At 60.9% G+C, this 18,132-nt stretch carries 16 protein-coding genes and 1 pseudogene; 10 read left to right on the forward strand and 7 right to left on the reverse strand.

From position 1 onward, the window contains the following. The first annotated feature begins 156 nt into the window (after positions 1–156). On the forward strand, positions 157–1,083 hold the full coding sequence (locus tag L0U80_RS18865) for a helix-turn-helix transcriptional regulator (protein ID WP_233868333.1): 927 nt from the start codon (positions 157–159) through the stop codon (positions 1,081–1,083). A gap of 121 nt (positions 1,084–1,204) precedes the next feature. Here L0U80_RS18865 and L0U80_RS18870 read toward each other — a convergent pair whose 3' ends face one another. The 6 genes from L0U80_RS18870 to L0U80_RS18895 form a co-directional block, all read right to left on the reverse strand. After that, entirely contained in the window at positions 1,205–2,056 is an 852-nt protein-coding gene (locus tag L0U80_RS18870) for an SMP-30/gluconolactonase/LRE family protein (RefSeq protein WP_233868336.1), read from the reverse strand. 124 nt (positions 2,057–2,180) lie between these two features. Further along, entirely contained in the window at positions 2,181–3,326 is a 1,146-nt protein-coding gene (locus L0U80_RS18875) for an ABC transporter substrate-binding protein (RefSeq protein WP_233868339.1), read from the reverse strand. 92 nt (positions 3,327–3,418) lie between these two features. After that, positions 3,419–4,126, reverse strand: coding sequence for an ABC transporter ATP-binding protein (locus L0U80_RS18880; RefSeq protein WP_233868342.1), 708 nt, complete (start codon positions 4,124–4,126; stop codon positions 3,419–3,421). Continuing rightward, positions 4,110–4,877 carry an ABC transporter ATP-binding protein gene (locus tag L0U80_RS18885; protein WP_233868345.1) on the reverse strand — a complete coding sequence of 256 codons (768 nt, stop codon included), beginning with the start codon at positions 4,875–4,877 and terminating at the stop codon, positions 4,110–4,112. Before L0U80_RS18885 ends, L0U80_RS18880 begins: the two co-directional genes overlap by 17 nt. Further along, the gene (locus tag L0U80_RS18890; RefSeq protein WP_233868348.1) at positions 4,870–5,868 is read right to left on the reverse strand and encodes a branched-chain amino acid ABC transporter permease; all 999 of its coding nucleotides are present in this window, start codon (positions 5,866–5,868) and stop codon (positions 4,870–4,872) included. Before L0U80_RS18890 ends, L0U80_RS18885 begins: the two co-directional genes overlap by 8 nt. After that, positions 5,865–6,734, reverse strand: coding sequence for a branched-chain amino acid ABC transporter permease (locus L0U80_RS18895; protein ID WP_233868351.1), 870 nt, complete (start codon positions 6,732–6,734; stop codon positions 5,865–5,867). The genes L0U80_RS18890 and L0U80_RS18895 overlap by 4 nt, the downstream gene beginning before the upstream one ends. Positions 6,735–7,111: 377 nt before the next feature. Between L0U80_RS18895 and L0U80_RS18900 the strand changes: the two genes are divergently transcribed. The 5 genes from L0U80_RS18900 (at position 7,112) to L0U80_RS18920 (ending at position 12,026) form a co-directional block, all read left to right on the forward strand. Beyond that, the gene (locus tag L0U80_RS18900) at positions 7,112–7,573 is read left to right on the forward strand and encodes a MaoC family dehydratase (RefSeq protein ID WP_233868354.1); all 462 of its coding nucleotides are present in this window, start codon (positions 7,112–7,114) and stop codon (positions 7,571–7,573) included. A 98-nt stretch (positions 7,574–7,671) separates the two neighbouring features. Then, positions 7,672–8,454 (forward strand): SDR family NAD(P)-dependent oxidoreductase, encoded by a 783-nt coding sequence (locus tag L0U80_RS18905; protein WP_233868357.1) that lies wholly within the window; start codon positions 7,672–7,674, stop codon positions 8,452–8,454. A 73-nt stretch (positions 8,455–8,527) separates the two neighbouring features. Next, positions 8,528–9,736 (forward strand): acyl-CoA dehydrogenase family protein, encoded by a 1,209-nt coding sequence (locus tag L0U80_RS18910; RefSeq protein WP_233868360.1) that lies wholly within the window; start codon positions 8,528–8,530, stop codon positions 9,734–9,736. 12 nt (positions 9,737–9,748) lie between these two features. After that, complete coding sequence (locus L0U80_RS18915; protein WP_233868363.1) at positions 9,749–10,882, forward strand: acyl-CoA dehydrogenase family protein; 1,134 nt, start codon at positions 9,749–9,751, stop codon at positions 10,880–10,882. A gap of 19 nt (positions 10,883–10,901) precedes the next feature. Beyond that, the gene (locus L0U80_RS18920; protein ID WP_233868366.1) at positions 10,902–12,026 is read left to right on the forward strand and encodes a porin; all 1,125 of its coding nucleotides are present in this window, start codon (positions 10,902–10,904) and stop codon (positions 12,024–12,026) included. 137 nt (positions 12,027–12,163) lie between these two features. Here the strand turns inward: L0U80_RS18920 and L0U80_RS18925 are convergent, their stop codons facing one another. Continuing rightward, positions 12,164–13,180: a LacI family DNA-binding transcriptional regulator gene (locus L0U80_RS18925; RefSeq protein WP_233868369.1), complete on the reverse strand. Its 1,017-nt coding sequence runs from the start codon at positions 13,178–13,180 to the stop codon at positions 12,164–12,166. 206 nt (positions 13,181–13,386) lie between these two features. Between L0U80_RS18925 and L0U80_RS18930 the strand changes: the two genes are divergently transcribed. The 4 genes and pseudogenes from L0U80_RS18930 to L0U80_RS18945 all read left to right on the forward strand — a co-directional run bounded on the left by L0U80_RS18930 (position 13,387) and on the right by L0U80_RS18945 (position 17,308). Then, entirely contained in the window at positions 13,387–13,668 is a 282-nt protein-coding gene (locus L0U80_RS18930; protein WP_233868371.1) for an ATP-binding cassette domain-containing protein, read from the forward strand. A gap of 160 nt (positions 13,669–13,828) precedes the next feature. Beyond that, a complete protein-coding gene (locus L0U80_RS18935; RefSeq protein WP_233871434.1) occupies positions 13,829–15,031 on the forward strand; it encodes an ABC transporter substrate-binding protein in 1,203 nt (400 codons plus the stop codon). A 56-nt stretch (positions 15,032–15,087) separates the two neighbouring features. Further along, positions 15,088–15,291, forward strand: a pseudogene (locus L0U80_RS18940) (carbohydrate ABC transporter permease); the annotation flags it as partial. A gap of 52 nt (positions 15,292–15,343) precedes the next feature. Next, positions 15,344–17,308: a beta-galactosidase gene (locus L0U80_RS18945; protein WP_233868373.1), complete on the forward strand. Its 1,965-nt coding sequence runs from the start codon at positions 15,344–15,346 to the stop codon at positions 17,306–17,308. Positions 17,309–18,132: the final 824 nt, after the last annotated feature.

An 18,132-nucleotide genomic window follows, 5' to 3' on the forward strand; every position in this document is an offset into this window, starting at 1 on the left:
CCACGACCGGTTGGGCGTCGCCAGTGTGGCGCTTGACGCACGCTGCATCTGGTTGATAAGCGCCGCACCCTGCGCCTGCGCGGCCATGATTGCGCTGGTGCTGAGCGCCGTGTAGATACTCGGCTGGTCGGGGCGATCAAAACCGGATGGCCAGGTGTGGACGCTGCATTCAGCAAACGAAAGCCGCGCCCAAAGAACAGAGCGTTTCCGCACAAAGGCCCGTGTCAGGCGAGGCCAGGATCACCGAAGATCCGTGAACAGCCCATCCTTTCCGGGGACGACATGCATCCATTCGCGAATTCCGCCAGTGCAGCAGTCCACGAAGACATCTTTGCCCTTTGGGATCGGCTGGCCGGGTTCTCCGCGGGCGAAGGCGATGCCGCGCTGACCCATTTGCTAACCACGCTCTGTTCGATGGTCGCGGCACAGAATGCACTTTGGGCCGTAGTTGTGCGATTGCCTTCGCCCGCGCCAAAGGATCCTATGTTCGGCTGGCGCCCACGCCTGGTTCGGCTGCTGCATCCGGTACCCGCGATGGTCGCTTCCGTGCAGGAGCAGTTCGACACGCTGTGGTCCGGCAAGGTCGACTCGTCACATATCGTGGCTGCGTCCGGGGACGAGCCGTTCCGCGCGAACTTGCTCTTCGAGGCGATGCCCGCCGAATGGTTTGAAGGTGAGCACTATCGCCGCCACTACCTCGAAGTCGGTCACGGCGACAGTATCCAGGTGCGTTGCGCGCTCAACGACGACGTGCGGATTCATCTCTTCGTGTTTCGCGATGTGCAGTCACCGCGCTTCTCTGCGCCGGATCTCGAGCTTCTGGGCTTCGTGATGCATGGGCTGAGATGGTATTACCGGCAGCAACTGCTAAGCCACGGCCTGCTTATTGCCGACGCTCCACTGACGTCGGTCGAGCGAAGCGTGCTACTGGGGCTGCTCGACGGACTCACGGAAAAGCAGATCGCGCAGAAGCTCCACCAGAGTCCGAACACGACGCATGTCCATATCAAGTCGATTTACAACAAATTCAACGTCCGGAGTCGCTCAGCGCTCACCGCGCTGTGGCTCGGCAAGTTGAGATAGCGAATGCGGGCGCTGGCGTTGCAGGCAACGATGCCGAGCCGCCGTCTGCTCGATGCAGTGGTGCACTGCTTTACGCCTGCCGGATTGCCGAATTGGCCATAGCTTCCGGAGCGGGAGCCGATCACTGTCGATAATCAGCCGCCGGCACCTCAACTCGCGTAAAGAGAATACGGCCTTCACCGCGCATGCCTTCAGCTTCGGTATATCCGGGCGCGGTGCAGAGGAACAGCGTGCGGCCGTCGTCGCCCCCGAGTGCGCAGGCAAAGCAGCCGGCATCGCCGGTGTTGACCACGTCCACGACACCACGACCTTCTACCACGCGCAATGCACGCTTGCCGCGGGCGTCTGCAATCCAGACGCCGTCTTCGGCATCGATGCAAATCCCGTCCGGTCCGCAAGCCTCTTCAAGTTCCGCGAAGACCCGATGGCCCGACAGCGAGCCATCTTCCGCCACGTCAAACACGCTGAGCCGGTGTGCGAACGTTTCTGCGACGATCAGCCTCCGGCGGTCGCGTGTCATGACGATTCCGTTCGGAAACATCAGATCATTCGCGACCACGCGAACCTGGCCATCGGGCATCACGCAGAGCAGATCGGTCGCGCGTGGCGCTTCCTGGCCGTATAGATCGAAGCCGAAATTGCCGATATAGGCCCGGCCCGCGTGATCGACAAGCATGTCGTTGCAGGGTCCAGGTACATAACCCGAAAGATCTGCGACAGTCTCCGTTTCGCCATCGACGCACGAGAGCAGCCGGCAGTCATGCATCGACACCATCAGCAGCGTGCCGTCCGGCCGCCAGCCGAGTCCGCTCGGTTTGGCGGGCACCGTTGCCACTACATCGAGATGTCCTTTGAGATCGACGCGCAGCACCTGATGTAAATAGAAATCGGAGAACCACAGCGCGCCATCGCGCCAGCGTGGCGCCTCGGTGTATCGCAGGCCTTCGACAAGAAGATTCAGCTCGCAAGTCATTGACGTGTCACCTTGATTGGTGCTCCCCGGCTTCGCGATTCTTCGGGGCAGGGGCGGCGCCGTCGAAGGAGAATCGACGTGCCGCCCCCTTGGCACATCAAAACGTGAACCGCTGAAACGCCGCTTAGTTCGACGTCACCGACCGGATCTGGCCGCCATCGACGACCGCCACCGGAGCGCGTCCGGTTACGAATCCGCCGCGCGCGTCCACGCCGGCCATGCCGTTCGGATTACCGTTCGCGGGCATCGACTTGATCGCCTTGTCGAACACGGAACGTATCGCGTTGGCGTCGGTGGTGGTGCCGGCCAGCTTCATCGCGGCTACGGTTGCGTAGACCGCTGTGTAGTTCAACGAGCTTTCCTGCGTCGGCACCCGGTCGCCGTACGCCGCATGGAAACGCTGGACCCAGGCTTTCGACTCCGGAGTCGGATCCTCGCTCACCGGCATCACGCCGATTGCGCCGTTGAGCGCGGGATAGCCGCCTGCGGTTTTCGCGACTTCATCGAGCTTGGCCTGATCCATCACGATAAAGCCCCCCTTGAAGCCGAGTTCGCGCGCCTGCTTGATGACCAGGCCAGTCGGTTCCGAGGGGCCGCCGACGAACATCACGTCAGGCTTCGACGCAATTACGCGGCTCACGCTGCTGTAGAAATCGGTGGCACGGTTGTAGGACATCGCGCTGTCCGCCACCACCGTTCCGCCCGCGGCGTTCCAGGCCGGCGTGAATGCTGCGGTCCAGGCCTTGCCGTAATCGGTATCGGTATTCGCGATCGCCACGTTCTTGCCGTATTTGGCCATCTCGTACTTGATGAACGGATTCATATACGAGGTGAATTCCGGCGGGATGCGAATCGTCAGCGGGTTGCCGCGCGCGCTGATCTGCGGCGTGCTCGAATAGGCGAGCAGCAGCACCTTCAACTGTTGATTGATCGTCTGCACGGCGAACACGCCGCCTGAATGCGGCACCAGCACCACCGGCGCATTCGATTCCTGTACTAGACGGCGCGTGTTGATGGCCGTCTCGCTCGGGTTGTACTTGTCGTCGAGCGCCACGATATTGAGCTTGTACTTCTTGCCGGCGACCTCGAAACCCGTCTGGTTGATCTCCGCCGCAGCCATCTGCATGCCATCCAGCACGTCCTTGCCGTAGCTCGCGGCACCGCCGCTCAAGGGACCCGAGTAACCGATGTTGACTACTTCCTGAGCAGCCACCGGACCGGCCGCAGACAGTGCCGCGACTAGCGAGAGGGACCAGGCTTTGATCGTCATGCGTATCTCCTTACTTGTTTTTCTTCGGAAATCCCGGACATCGCCTATCGCTGCGCCTCCGGGGAGGTACATCAACCGCCAACCATTAACCGTCAACCACCGACGTACGCGCGCCGCATCGCATCGTTGCCGGAAAGACTTTCGTAGGTGCCCTCGAGGACAACTCGTCCGCCTTCGACAACGTACGCGCGATCGCAGATTTGCAGTGCCGCGTGCGCGTTCTGCTCGGCGAGCAATACGGTGGTGCCGGCGCGATTGATGCGCTGGATCACGTCGAACATCTGCTTGACCACCAGCGGCGCCAGACCGAGCGACGGCTCATCGAGTAGCAGTACGCGCGGGCGGCTCATCAGTGCGCGGCCGATCGCGACCATCTGCTGCTGCCCGCCCGACAGCGCGCCGGCCGGATCGTTCATGCGGTTGGTGAGCATCGGAAACAGTTCGAGAATCTGATCGAGGCGGCTGCGGTTGCCGCCTTTGTCGCCGCGATGCAGGTAAGCGCCGAGCATCAGGTTCTTCTGCACCGACATGCCCGGAAACAGCTTGCGCCCCTCGGGACACTGAATCACGCCCGCACCCACCACGTCGGCAGGTTTCATGCGCGCGAGATCGGTGTCCTTGAGGCGGATCTGGCCGCCACTGATGCGGCGCAGCGCACTCGCGGCATTGAAGATCGAACTCTTGCCCGCGCCATTTGCGCCCAGCAGCACCACGAGTTCGCCTTCGTTGATCTGCAGGTTGACCTCGTGCAGCGCGCGGAAGCTGCCGTAGTCGAGGCTTACGTCAGTGAACGTCAGCATGCTCGCTCCCGAGATAGGCGTCGATTACCGCCTGGTTCGCACGGATTTCCGCGGGCGTGCCTTCGGCGATCTTCTCGCCGTGATCGAGCACCATGATCTTGTCCGCGAGTTTCATGATCATGTTCATCTTGTGCTCGACCAGGCATACCGTGATGCCGTTCTTCGCGATCTTGCGGATCAGTTCCGCGAGCCCATCGGTTTCTTCCGGGTTGATGCCGCCTGCCGGTTCGTCGAGCAGCAGCAGCGAAGGCCCGGTCGCCAGTGCGAGCGCGATCGCCACACGCTTGCGTTCCTCCTGCGTGATGCCACCCGCCGGACGCTCCTCGATATGTCCGAGGCCGACGAAGTCGAGCGCGTCGCGCGCCTTGTCGCGGCACATGCTTTCTTCCGCATGGAAGCGCCGCGTGCGCAGCAGCGCATCAAACAGGCCGGAACGCGTACGCAGCCGGTGGCCGACGATCAGGTTGTCTAGCACGCTCGCCTGGTCGAACAATGCGGTCGCCTGAAACGTGCGTGCCACGCCGCGTTGCGCCATCTGGTCCGCGCGCAGGCCGGTCACGTCGTCGCCGTTCAACCGGATCGCACCCGAACTTGGCCGATACATGCCGCTGATCAGGTTGAAGAAGGTGGTCTTGCCCGCGCCGTTCGGGCCGATGATCGCGTTGATGCAGCCCGGTTCGACGCGCGTGGTCACGTCACTGACCGCGAGCAGACCGCCGAAACGCCGGGTCAGGTTCTGGATTTCAAGCATGGCTGTCTCCGCTGGCGGCGCGGGGAATCGACGCGCTTTGCGAGGCGCGTTGCGCTTCGCGTCGCAGGGTGATGCTTCGGTAGAGCCCAACAATGCCGTTCGGCAGGAAGATCAGCAGCAGGATCAACAGCGGACCGAATACGAGGAAGCGGTAGGCCTGCATGAACTGCAGCGTCTGGGTCAGCCACGGCAGCGCGAGTGCGCCGATCAGCGGCCCCGCAAGCGTGCCGATGCCGCCCACTACCATGTACATGGTCATGTCGAACGTGTGATCGATGGCAGCGAGGTCGGGGCCGATGAAGCGCACGAAGCCCGCATACAAGCCGCCTGCCAGCCCCGCATAGAAAGTCGAGATAAGAAACGCGATCAGCTTGTTGGTCATCAGGTTGATGCCGAGCGACTGGGCCAGATTCTCGCTATTGCGGATCGCGATGAAAGTCCGGCCGAGCAGCGAGTCGACGATGCGGCGCATCAGCCACATACCCGCGGCCAGGAAAGCGAGCGTCAAATAGTAAAGCGGCACCGGATTCTCGAACGAGACCGGGCCGACCGACGGCGGCGCCGGAATGCCGATGACACCGACGACGCCGTGCGTGACGGCATCCCACTTCTCGATCACGAGGAAGATGATGTAGCCGACACACAACGTGAAGATCGAGAAATAATGGCCTTTTAGCCGCAGCGAGACGATCCCGACGAAGAAGCCGAGCACAGTCGTCACGATGCCGGACGCAACGAACGCGATCCAGAAGGGAACGTTATGATCGACAGTAAGGATACCTACGGTATAGGCGCCAACCGCGAGAAACCCGGCATGCGCGAGATTGAACTGGCCGGTATAGCCGGTCAGCAGGTTCAACCCGACCGTAGCGAGCGCGAAAATATACGCGGTGGACATCACAGTCAGCGAATAGTCGTTGCGGACCACCAACGGCAGCGCGATACCGAGCGCGAGCAGCGTCAGCCACCCGTAATTGCGCAGAATCCTCATGATGCGCGCATCTCCCTTGAAAACAGACCTTGCGGGCGCAACGACAGGATCACGATCAGCAGCACGAATGCGATCAGATCCTGATAGTCGGGCGACACGTAGAACGCGCCGAAGCTTTCTGCGAGACCGATGATGAGTCCGCCGACGATCGCACCGGGCACGCTGCCCATGCCACCGAGAATAATGATCACGAACGCCTTCAGGATCACCACGTCGCCCATGGTCGGATACACGAGGTTGATCGGCGCGTAGAGCGCGGCCGCAACTGCGGCGAGCGCGCCGGAGATCGCGAAGGTTGCCATCCCGACTTTCCGCGGATCGATTCCGACCAGCGCCGCGCCTTCGCGGCACTGGGCTACCGCGAGGATGGTCGAACCCATCACGGTGCGGTGCAGGAACAGTTGGAGGGCGACTACCAGCCCGAATGCGCCGGCAATGATCAGCAATCGCTGGATCGGTGCGATCACCCCGGCCATCTGGATCACGCCTGGATAAGGCGTGTCCATGTGGTGGAAGTCGGCGCCCCAGAGCGCCTGCGCGCCGGCTTCGAGAAACAGCATCAGACCGATCGCGGCGATCATCGGCGACAGTTCGTTGACGCCACGCAAGGGCTGGAACACCAGTTGTTCCGCGACGATCGCGAGCGCCGCGACACTGACTGCCGCGACCAGCATGGCCCACCAGTAGCCGAGGCCGAGCCGCGTGGTCAGATAGAACGACGCGAAGGCTCCGACCATGTAGAACGCGCCGTGTGCGAAGTTGGGAATCGCAAGAATGCCGTAGACGAGCGTGAGCCCGAGCGCCACCAGACTGTAGATGCTCCCCAGGGTCATGCCGTTGAGCAGTTGCTGCAAGAGCAGATCCACACTGATCTCCTGTACGCGAAAAAGCTGGTGAGCGTCGCCGCGCGTGAGGTCTGCGAGCGACGTTCGCTGGTCGCATACCCCTCGGGCGTAACACGTATTCCGGTCCGGGCCAATTTAGCAATAGATTCCGTCATGCAGTCACGTTAGGGAAACTACCAGACGGCCGATCTGGTTGCCAAATACACCAGGAATCACCCGTATAGCCTGAATTCATTCGTAAAAAATGGTTCGTTTCGTCTTGTTATCGCTCATGGAAACATCCATTGACGGCTCATTTTTGGGCCTGTAGATTCTGCAGTGCAGGCAACGATTCCGTAAAACAGAATGAACGATGGCGATGTGACCGGGTTGCGGCATATCGTCGGAGGAGACATCGATTGCGGGCTTTTGCACATCTTCGCGAGCTGGCGGACCACGTCGGACAACCGATCGGCGTGGGTGAATGGATGACCATCGATCAGCCACGCATCGACCGTTTCGCTGAGGTCACCGACGATCTTCAGTGGATACACATCGATCCGGTACGGGCTGCGGACGGCCCGTTTGGCGCGACCATCGCTCATGGATTTCTGACCCTGAGCCTGCTGCCGTCGCTATGCGCCAGCGCGTTTCGTGTCGATGGCACGGTGATGGGCGTGAACTACGGGCTCAATCGCGTGCGTTTCCCCGCACCGGTGCCGGTCGGAAGTCGAGTGCGCGCCAACTGCAAGCTGCTTTCTTATGCGCCGCTCGACAACGGCGCGCAGGTGACCATCGAGGCCACCGTCGAGCGCGAATCGTCTGGAAAGCCGGTGTGCGTCGCCGAACTCGTGTCGCGCCGGTATTGGTCTGAATCATGATTCGTAATCCTATTCAAATTTGATTTACTCGGGATGGTCAGAGTCGCACTAGACCGTCCCGGGAACCGAATCTTCGTCTGATCGACAGGAGAAGACCGATGCGTTTCAGGGACAAGGTCGCCGTCGTGACCGGAGCGGCCAGCGGAATCGGCCGCGCGACCGCGCAGCGGCTGTATCGCGAAGGCGCTTGTGTCGCGCTGATCGACCGCAACGCCGAGGCGCTCGCCGCGATCACGGCTGCCATGGAGCCAGCGCGTGTCTGGCATTGGGGCGTCGATGTGGCGAACGAGGACGAGGTGGTTGAATGCATCGACGAGGCCGAGCGCCGCTTCGGGACGATCGACGTGCTGTGCAACAACGCAGGCATTGCTGGCGGCGACTATTCGATCATCGCCGATACCGACACCGGGCTCTGGCCGAAGATCCTCGCCGTCAACCTGATGGGCGTCGTGCATTTCACCAAGCGCGTATCGCGCGGCATGATCGAGCGCCAGCGCGGTGCAATCGTCAACACGGCTTCGGTGGCCGGTGTGCGCTCGGGCGCGGGCGGCAATGCATACAGCGCATCGAAAGCCGCTGTGATCAATCTCACCCAGACCAGTGCTTGCGATCTCGGTCGGTGGGGCGTCCGCGTTAACGCGGTGTGCCCCGGGCTGATCGAGACCGGTATGACCGCACGCGTGTTCGAGCGCGCTCGGGAACTGGGCAAGGCGGACAAACTCGGATCGCGCTGCGAGTTGCTTCGCCCGGGGCGGCCGGAGGAAGTGGCGGCGGTGATCGCCTTCCTGGCTTCCGACGATGCCAGTTATGTGACGGGGCAGGCGCTGCCTGTCGACGGCGGGAATACCGCCTCGCTAAATCTGCCGGGCATGAAGGTTTGAAACGGAGCCGTCCGGCTGTCGTTGTCGACATGAACCCGGACCGGCCACTCCCGACGAGAGGAACCAGGTAGACATGGATCTGAATTTCACAGCCGAAGAAGAAGCGTTCCGCACCGAAGTACTGGATTTCTTGCGCACGTCGCTGCCCGAGAGCGTCGCCGCACGCATGCTCGCCGGCAAACGCCTCACTCGAGATGAGCTGATGCAATGGCACCACACGCTGAACCAGAAAGGCTGGCTGGCTAACCATTGGCCGAAGGAATACGGCGGCCCCGGCTGGACGCCGGTCCAGAAATTCATCTTCGAAAACGAATGCGCAATCGCGGGCGCACCGCGCGTGGTGCCGTTCGGCGTCAACATGCTGGGCCCGGTCTTGATCAAGTACGGCAGCGAAGCGCAGCGGCAGTACTGGCTGCCGCGCATCCTGAACGGCGAAGACTGGTGGTGCCAGGGCTATTCGGAACCGGGTGCGGGTTCCGATCTGGCCTCGCTGCGGACCACCGCGGTGCGCACGACCATCGACGGCAAGGATTACTACGTCGTCAACGGACAGAAGACATGGACCACGTACGGCCAATACGCCAACATGATTTTCTGCCTGGTTCGGACATCGAAGGATGTGAGCAAGCAGTCCGGCATCAGCTTCCTGTTGATCGACCTGAACACGCCCGGCATCGAAATGCGCCCGATCATCACGCTCGATGGAGAGCATGAGGTCAACGAGGTGTTCTTCACGGACGTCAAGGTGCCGGCTGATAACCTGGTCGGCGAAGAAGACAAGGGCTGGACCTACGCCAAGTATCTGCTGACTTACGAGCGCACGAACATTGCAGGCGTGGGCTTCTCAATGGCCGAACTGCATCGGCTGAAGACGATCGCGCAGAAGATCCGCAGCGACGGCCGCGACATCATCGACGATCCACTGTTTGCCGCGCGCCTCGCGCGTGTTGAGATCGATCTCGAGAACATGAAGACCACCAACCTGCGCGTGATCGCTGCCGTCGCGGGCGGAGGCGTGCCAGGGGCGGAAAGCTCGATGCTGAAGATCCGCGGTACCGAAATTCGTCAGGAACTTTCATCGTTATTGCGCCGTGCCATGGGGCCGTATGCACAGCTGGAGGCTGACGAAGCCGTGCAGACGCCGGGTGGCATCATGCCCGCGGGCATCGACGAGGCTGCCGGTGCCGCCGCGCAGTATTTCAACCTTCGCAAGCTGTCGATTTTCGGTGGCTCCAATGAAATTCAGAAGAACATCATCTCGAAGATGATTCTCGGACTCTAAAGGACTCGCACGATGCATTTCCAGCATACCGAAGACCGCCGGATGCTCGCGGATTCACTTGACCGCTTTATTTCGGAACAATATGGCATCGAGGCGCGCAACCGGATCGCGTACTCCGATCAGGGATTCAGCCGCGACATGTGGCAGCGCTTCTGCGAGCTCGGCATCGTGGGCGCTTTCTTCGATGAAACGGCAGGTGGTTTCGGCGGGCGAGGTTTCGATATCGCCGTGGTGTTCGAGGCGCTCGGGCGTGGCCTGGTGGTCGAGCCTTTCCTCGATGCACTTATGGTGGGGCGAGCGTTGGCCGAGTCGGGAAACGATAAGCAGCGCGAAGTGATTGAGAAACTGATCGAGGGTGCCACGGTGGCGGCGCTGGCGCACGACGAACCGGCCTCGCGTTACGAACTGACGAGGGTGACGGCGCGGGCACAACGGCACGGCGATGGCTGGACGCTGAATGGCGTCAAGGGCCTGGTGCAACAGGCCGAGGGTGCGGATCTGTTGCTGGTGTCGGCCCGCACGTCAGGCGCGGACAATGACCGCGACGGAATTTCGCTGTTCCTCGTACCGCGCGATGCACAGGGCGTGAGTGTGCGCGGGCATCGGAGAGTCGATGGTGGGCGCGCGGCGGAGGTCGTCCTCGACAAGGTCACGCTGGGAGCGGATGCGCTGCTCGGAGCCGAAGGCAAGGGTGCGGAAACGCTTGAACATGCAATTGGCTATGGTCTGCTGGCCCTGGTATCGGAAGCAGTTGGCGCCATGGAGGTGGCCAAAGCCCACACACTCGAGTATCTGCGCACCCGCGAACAGTTCGGCGTGAAAATCGGCACCTTCCAGGCGCTGCAGCATCGCATGGCCGACTTGTTGCTGGACATCGAGCAGGCGCGTTCGGCAGCCATTAATGCGGCTGCGGCTGTGGATGCGCCGGGAGTGGAGCGTGAACGGAGTCTGTCGGCCGCGAAATATTCGATCGGCCAGATTGGCACGCGCGTGGCTGAAGAAGCGATTCAGCTACATGGCGGCATCGGCATGACGTGGGAGTTGCCGCTCGCGCACTATGCAAAGCGTCTTGTCATGATCGACCATCAAATTGGAGATTCGGATCATCATTTGACCCGGTATATCGGGTTTGGTAAGCAGGTATAGTCTAAATAAGGATAGCGAAATGATAAAAAGGAAGCAAAGGGGGAGGTTACTTTCGTCCACGCTCGCTGTCGCTGGTCTGCTGGGCGCAGCCGGCACAGCGCAGGCGCAGAGTAGCGTGACGCTGTACGGTATCGTCGACGGCGGTTTTCTGTATACAAGTCATACGTCGAACATTCTTGGAACTCGTCTTCCCCACCAGTTCTCGTTCACCGAAGGCGGTACGACGCCTTCGAACTTCGGCATGCGCGGCAGTGAGGATCTCGGCGGTGGCATGCGAGCCGTCTTCCAGCTTGAGAACGGCTTCAGCGTCGCAAACGGCGCGCTTGCCAACTCGAACGGCAACCTGTTCGGTCGCCAGGCGTGGGTCGGCGTAGAGAGTCCCTACGGTAAGGTGAAGGCCGGCGTGCAGTACTCGCCGTTTTTTATCTCGCTGTACGAGACTGATGCGCGCGGCATGTCGTATTTCGGCAGCGCTCTCCTCGGGTACCTCAACAACGTCTTCGTAACGGGTCTTTTCAACAGCAACGCGATTAGCTACACGTCACCGGAAATCGCAGGCCTCGAGGGGTCCGCCATGATGGCGTTAGGCGGCACTGCGGGGAACTTCCAGGCTGGGCGTCAGTATTCGTTGAGCCTGACCTACCACCTGGGCGGCTTCATGCTCAGCGGCGCACTCTACAACGGCAACAACGCGACCACCCCCTTGACGACACCGACACCGAGCACGGTCGAATTCATCGGCCGCTCGCTCGGTGCGAGCTATCGCTTCGCGAACGACCTTTCGATTTACGCGTCGTATGCGCTATACAAGCAGGCCAGCACAGTCAACAACGCTTTGGTGGGCCAGTTCCACGGGTTTAGCAATAGTGTCTATTCGGGCGGTGCAAGCTACCGTATCAAGCCGTATCTCAACGTGAGTGCCGGTGTCTACTACACTCGTGACGGTAACAACGGCACTAACCACTCGTGGTTGACGTCCGCTGAGGCCCAGTTCTACCTCTCGAAGCGTACGACGCTGTACGGCCAGCTCGGCTACGTCAACAACCACGGCGCCATGAACACGGGCCTGTCGGTCAGCAACGCGCTGTTTGGAACCTCCGGCTCGACCGTGGGTGCGGGCCTCGGTATGCGACACATGTTCTGATGGCTACACCGGTGGACTGCCGTTCGATCACGCCGAACGCGTAGTCCGCTTCCGGGCGATCACGATCAACTATTTCGGCTGATCGTGATCGCTGATCACCATGACGCGAACGCGGTCGACGCTGTACACGTTTCAGGTCAGCGTTTCCGGCGCGGTCCAGTCGATGCGCGCACGACGAGTTCGGGCAGCGGACCCAGCACCATCGACGATTCGCGCTCCGGCGTCTGAGTCAAGCCAATCAATCTCTCGATCGACAACTCGGCGACGGCAGCCGTCTGGATCGCGACCGTCGTCAGCGCAGGATGCACCTGATGCGCGAGTTGAATATCGGTGATGCCGATCACCGACACGTCATCCGGCACCGAGTGGCCGAGCGTGATTAGCGCCTGCACCGCACCAATTGCGAGAAGGTCGTTGGTCGCGAAGATCGCGCTCAACTCCGGGTGGCTCGCCATCAGTCGCATGCAGGCGGCGTAGCCGGCGTCGATCGAATCGCGAATCTGCAACACCGCAGTCGGGTCGGCCTCGATGCCGGCCGCGAGCATCGCCGCGCGAAAGCCGTTTGAGCGCGCGTCTTGCAGACCGCCGCACCCGTCACCGATTAGCAGGCCGATGTCACGATGACCGAGTTCGAGTAAATGCTGAGCGGCCAATGCACCCGCGCGAGCGAAATCGACTGCGATGCACGGCAGGGTGGGCGGTGATTCAGGGTGCTCCCACATCGCAAGCAGAATCGGCGCGTTGTGCATTGCCGATGCGTAGAGATCGCTGATTGCAATGTCCGTGTTCATCACGAGCACGCCGTCCGCAAGCGTACCTGCGATCTGGTTCAGGTACGCCCGGCCGATTTCTGCATTATCGTCAGTATTGCAAACCATCAGAAAGTACCCGCTTTTGCGCGCCGCGCGCTCGGCAGCCAGCACAAACTCCGGGTAAAACGGATTCGAGATGTTCGATAACATCAAAGCAAGTGTTGACGATCGGCCCTCGGCAAGTGCGCGAGCGTTCAGGTTCGGCCGGTAGCCGAGGTCGTCGATGGCCTTCAACACGCGCGCGGCCGTATCGGGGTGAACTTTCTCGCGATTGCGCAGGACGTTGGAGACGGTGGCGGCGGTAACGTGCGCGCGCTTCGCGACTTCGGATAACGTGACCATATGCAGCCCGATCCCACATTTAGGGAATGTGATTCAAATGTTGCAGATGCCTCGCGAGGTTGCTAGTTTTTCGAAAAACGTCGCGAAGACATGCAGCATGTCTATGTCCGTCGAATTCGAATTTAAGCGGTTAAATGCGCCCGGCACAAGGGGCAGCCTTTTATATTCGACGGAAATTTAAGCGATTAAATCAAGGCGGAGACAGCATGGCGAAGATTCGTCTGATCTACGTGCAGAAGGTTTATGGCGATCGCTCGCCAGTGATCGCGCGCGTCAGTCCGGCGATCGCCCGGCACGACGTCCGTGTCTTTCCCAGCGGGTCGGGTTGCGGCAAGTCCACGTTGCTGCAGATGTTCGCCGGTCTCGAAGACTCCACGCCAAACGAGTTGCAAATTGGCGGACGTCTCGTCAACGACATACCCACCGCCGGGCGAAGCGTCGCCAGGGTATTCCAGCGCACTTCGCGGTTTCCGCATATTGCCGCCTGATCGATCGTCAAGGACGGGTCAATGGCTCGTCATGCCGAACTCCGCCACAGAGCGGGTCACACTTCCGGCCCAGCTTAGCCGGTCAACAAGGTAGATAAGGAGACATACGATGCTTGCTCTTCGCCTTCGCCGTCTTGCCCGGGTGTCGATTGCTGCCGCAATGGTAGCCGGCGCTCTCGTCAGCGCCTCGGTCGATGCGGCCACGCTCAACGTGATTGTGTCGGCGCGCGCTAATCAGCGCTCGACCTGGCAGGATGCGTTCGACCAGTTCAAGAAAGCCAATCCCGACATTGATATGAAAATCACGTACGTCACCGAGGAAACGTACAAGGTGCAGATGGGTGGCTGGCTGGCGACCGAACCGCCCGATGTCGTCTCGTGGCACGACGGCGAACGGATGGCTTACTACGCGCAGCGCGGGCTGCTCGAAGACCTGAGCCAGGACTGGGCGAAGAACGGCTGGTCGCAGCAGTACGCGTCGGTCAAGGAAGCGTCGACGTACAAGGGCAAACAGTACGCGGCGCCGCTAGGCTATGACGCGTACGGGTTCTTCTATCGCAAGGATCTGTTCGAGAAGGCTGGCATCAAGAGCGAACCGAAAACATGGGACGAACTGCTCGAAGCCAACCGGAAGCTTAAGGCGATCGGCGTCGCGCCGATCGCGGTGCCCGCACGCGATAGCTGGACGCTTGCCGCGTGGTTCGACTACCTCGATCTGCGGCTCAACGGCAATGAGTTTCATCAGAAGCTGATGGCCGGCGAAATTCCGTACACGGATCCGCGCGTGAAGAAGGTCTACACGACATGGAAGACGCTGATCGACAACCATGACTTCATCGATAACGCGCTTTCGTACGATGTCGATTCGATCGCACCGTTCCTCGTCAACGGCAAGGCCGCGATGATGCTGATGGGCACGTTTTTCTCGGCGAGCTTTCCGCCGTCCATCAAGGATCAGATCGGCTTTTTCCGTTTCCCGGTGATTGATGCAAACGTGCCGATGGCGGAGGACGGTCCCGTCAACGTGCTGCTGATTCCGGCAAAGGCGAAGAACAAGGCCGACGCGCGCAAGTTGCTCGCGTTCATGGAGCAGCCGAAGATCAACGCCGAACTCGCGAAGGGTTGGGGACAGCTGCCGTCGAACAGTCAGGCAGCCGAACCGGATGACGCGATTTCGAAAGTTGGTTTCCAGACGCTCGCAAACACGAAGGGCGGAATCGCGCAGTTCTACGATCGCGATATGCAGAAGGAAATGGCTGACGAAGGCATGAAGGCCATGCAGCAGTTCTACAGCGATCCGTCGCAACTCGATAACGTGCTCGCTCAGCTCGAAGCGACGCGCAAGCGCATCTATCAGAAATAAGTCACGCCGCGCCGGCCGTGTATCGACGGCCGGCGTTTGCACTCGACTTTCTCCCGCACATCTGGGCTCTATGCCTCACACAGGGTGACGACGCTGAACCGGTCACGGTGGGCGTCTTTTCATTGAAGGTCCAACGGACAACTGCACCGAATCTGGTCGCGGCGGGTTCGCTACTGGTCGCATTGCCTTCGACGCTGATGTTCTTCGCGATGCAAAGGCATTTCGTCACCGGGGCTGAATTTCGGCGTGAGCGAGGATAAACCGCAATCCTGCCCCGCGGGGTTGGCCGCCCATTTACGACGAGATGCTCACATGCAACTAGGTGTCTGCTATTACCCGGAACAGTGGCCGCGCGCGATGTGGGCCGACGATGCGCGACGTATGGTCGAGCTTGGCATCACGCACGTGCGGATTGCCGAATTCGCGTGGAGTCGTATGGAGCCGCGTGCTGGCGAGTTTGCGTGGGAATGGCTCGACGAAGCGATCGACACGCTCGCGAATGCCGGCCTGAAACTGGTGCTCGGCACCCCCACCGCGTCGCCACCGAAGTGGCTCGTCGATGCGTATCCGGAGGTTCTGCCGATGCGTGCGGACGGTACGCGCTGGAATTTCGGATCGCGTCGTCACTACGACGTTTCGAGCGAAATATACCGGCGCGAATGCGTGCGTATTGTGACCGCATTGGCGACGCGCTACGGGCGGCATCCGTCGATCGTGGCGTGGCAGACCGACAACGAACTCGGCTGTCACGATACGGTGCCGAGCTATTCGGACGCGGCTTTGGCACGGTTTCACGCATGGCTTCGGCGCCAATATGGAACCATCGATGCATTGAACGAAGCATGGGGCAACGTGTTCTGGAGCATGGAGTATTTGTCGTTCGATGCGATCGGGTTGCCCAACCTGACTCCCACGGATGCAAATCCGATTCATCTGCTCGAATTCCGTCGCTTCATGTCCGACGAAGTGGCGGGTTTCCATCGCGAGCAGATCGCTGTGCTTCGAGAGCACGCACCAAACGCGGACCTGCTTCACAATTTCATGGGTTTCTTCACGACTTTCGATCATTATCGGTTCGCCGCAGACAGTGCGATCGACGTCGCCGCGTGGGACAGCTATCCGATCGCCCGCACCGAATCGATCGCGCTGCCGGAGGAACAGAAGGCACGCTTTGCGCGCACTGGGCATCCCGACGTGTCCGCGTTCGATCACGACCGCTACCGGGGCATTGGTGCCGGGCGGTTCTGGGTGATGGAGCAGCAGGCTGGTCCGGTTAACTGGGCGTCATGGAATCCTGTGCCCGCGAGCGGCATGGTACGGCTGTGGGCGTACGAAGCGTTCGCGCATGGTGCGGAACTGGTGTCGTATTTTCGCTGGCGTCAGTGTCCCTATGCACAGGAGCAGATGCACTCGGGGCTGAATCTGCCGAACAACGAGTTGTCGCCCGGTGGTATCGAGGTGCAACGGGTGGCGCGCGAGATCGCCAGCAGTATCGCGCTATCTACGCTTGCCGCACCCGAAGGCGCGGCGACCGCACTCGTATTTGACTACGAGACGCAATGGATGTTCGAGATTCAGCGACACGGCAAGGACTTCGACTATCAGTCGCTCGTGTTCGACTACTACGAGGCGTTGCGCGAAATCGGTCTTGACGTCGATATCGTGTCGAGTCGCGCCGACTTTTCCGGATACAAACTTGTTGTCGTGCCGAGCCTTGCGGTGATCGATCACGCGCTAGTCGAGCAGATCGCGCGCAGCGACGCGCAGTGGGTGTTCGGACCGCGCAGTGGCTCGAAGACTGGCGCGTTTGCGATTCCGGACGATCTGCCGCCCGGCGCATTGCAGCGCGTGCTGCCGATCCAGGTGCTGGAAGTCGAAACGTTGCGGCCGACGCTGGCACCAACGCTGACCGTCGCGGGCGTGCAGGGCAGTGCGCTGCACTGGCGCGAGCACGTGCGGGCCAACGGAAAGACGCGTGTTGTCGCGCGCTTCGACGATGCATGGCCTGCGTTGCTGACGCTCGGCAACGTGCGCTACGTCGCTGGGTGGCTGTCGCATGAACTTCATCGTAAGGTGTTGCAGACGGCGGCGCGCGATGCGGACCTTGAAACGCAATTGCTGGCCGATGGGCTGCGGATTCGCCGGCGGGGTGGCCTCACGTTCGCGTTCAACTTCGGTGCGCAAGCTGTAGAGGCGCCAGCGCCGCGAGATGCTGTGTTCGTGCTTGGCGGCCCGAGCCTCGCGCGCGGTGATGTTTGTATCTGGAAGGAAGCGTGACGCCGTGTTGTTTTTCGGCTTGGCGGTCGCGGACTGATCTGGCGCCCGCGCGCAGACGATGAGCCGTATTGCGACGTTTCCACCATTGCGGTCGGCCCCGGCCGTAAGGGCGCGCTAGCTTCCTCTGCAGCGTACTGATCTTGTCGAGACAGCCAGGAGCGATCCCGGACGCTGGTGGAATGATGGTCCGCCAGATAGCACCCGCCTGTTTGTGATCGACCCATGGTTCGTCGCCGAGCGCAGGGAATGCTTGTCGGTCCGCTCCATTGCCGCATTTCGAAATGCGCCTCCGGAATTCAGCCTGTGAAATGCTGCCGGGAAATCAATACCCGGTATCGCTTTGACCGACGGCCCCGACAGCAAAGCATTCAAGCTTGTTTACGCGTGGCTTACGAGTCGAAATTTGCGAGTCGGGAATTTCCGCTGTTGCAAATTCCGTTTTTCTATGTCCAAAGCCACTTCGTTGCGAAGGGGAATAAACGTAAACACCTGGATTACAACTTGACGAAAGTACGCAAAAATTAGGAAATATCAAGTCGAGCGCTGTATTGGTTGGAATTGCAGTATGAAAGAGAGTGAATCGCGTTGCTACGGTTTCGGTTTTCCGGCAGCGATCATCAGTGGCGCCATGCGCTGCAGGGGCAAAGCGGCGCCAAAGCGCGTCAGCAGCCGGGGCTCGCACCCGGAAACCGCGAAACGCGTATTCGTCAAGGTCTCGACGTGCCTGGACCGTTGCGCCGACCACAATTCCCAGTCCACGCGTCGGCGCGAGCAGTTGATCCCCCAAGGGGACCCCCTTCGAGGCGTGTGTGCGCTTCGCGATC

The organism is Paraburkholderia adhaesiva (assembly GCF_021390575.1).
Taxonomy (GTDB): Bacteria; Pseudomonadota; Gammaproteobacteria; order Burkholderiales; family Burkholderiaceae; genus Paraburkholderia; species Paraburkholderia adhaesiva.

Coding starts and splice junctions, on each gene's coding strand:
- L0U80_RS18870 (WP_233868336.1), bottom strand. CDS start 2,056: ATGACTTGCGAGCTGAATCTTCTTGTCGAAGGCCTGCGATACACCGAG.
- L0U80_RS18875 (WP_233868339.1), bottom strand. CDS start 3,326: ATGACGATCAAAGCCTGGTCCCTCTCGCTAGTCGCGGCACTGTCTGCG.
- L0U80_RS18880 (WP_233868342.1), bottom strand. CDS start 4,126: ATGCTGACGTTCACTGACGTAAGCCTCGACTACGGCAGCTTCCGCGCG.
- L0U80_RS18885 (WP_233868345.1), bottom strand. CDS start 4,877: ATGCTTGAAATCCAGAACCTGACCCGGCGTTTCGGCGGTCTGCTCGCG.
- L0U80_RS18890 (WP_233868348.1), bottom strand. CDS start 5,868: ATGAGGATTCTGCGCAATTACGGGTGGCTGACGCTGCTCGCGCTCGGT.
- L0U80_RS18905 (WP_233868357.1), top strand. CDS start 7,672: ATGCGTTTCAGGGACAAGGTCGCCGTCGTGACCGGAGCGGCCAGCGGA.
- L0U80_RS18910 (WP_233868360.1), top strand. CDS start 8,528: ATGGATCTGAATTTCACAGCCGAAGAAGAAGCGTTCCGCACCGAAGTA.
- L0U80_RS18915 (WP_233868363.1), top strand. CDS start 9,749: ATGCATTTCCAGCATACCGAAGACCGCCGGATGCTCGCGGATTCACTT.
- L0U80_RS18920 (WP_233868366.1), top strand. CDS start 10,902: ATGATAAAAAGGAAGCAAAGGGGGAGGTTACTTTCGTCCACGCTCGCT.
- L0U80_RS18925 (WP_233868369.1), bottom strand. CDS start 13,180: ATGGTCACGTTATCCGAAGTCGCGAAGCGCGCGCACGTTACCGCCGCC.
- L0U80_RS18930 (WP_233868371.1), top strand. CDS start 13,387: ATGGCGAAGATTCGTCTGATCTACGTGCAGAAGGTTTATGGCGATCGC.
- L0U80_RS18935 (WP_233871434.1), top strand. CDS start 13,829: ATGGTAGCCGGCGCTCTCGTCAGCGCCTCGGTCGATGCGGCCACGCTC.
- L0U80_RS18945 (WP_233868373.1), top strand. CDS start 15,344: ATGCAACTAGGTGTCTGCTATTACCCGGAACAGTGGCCGCGCGCGATG.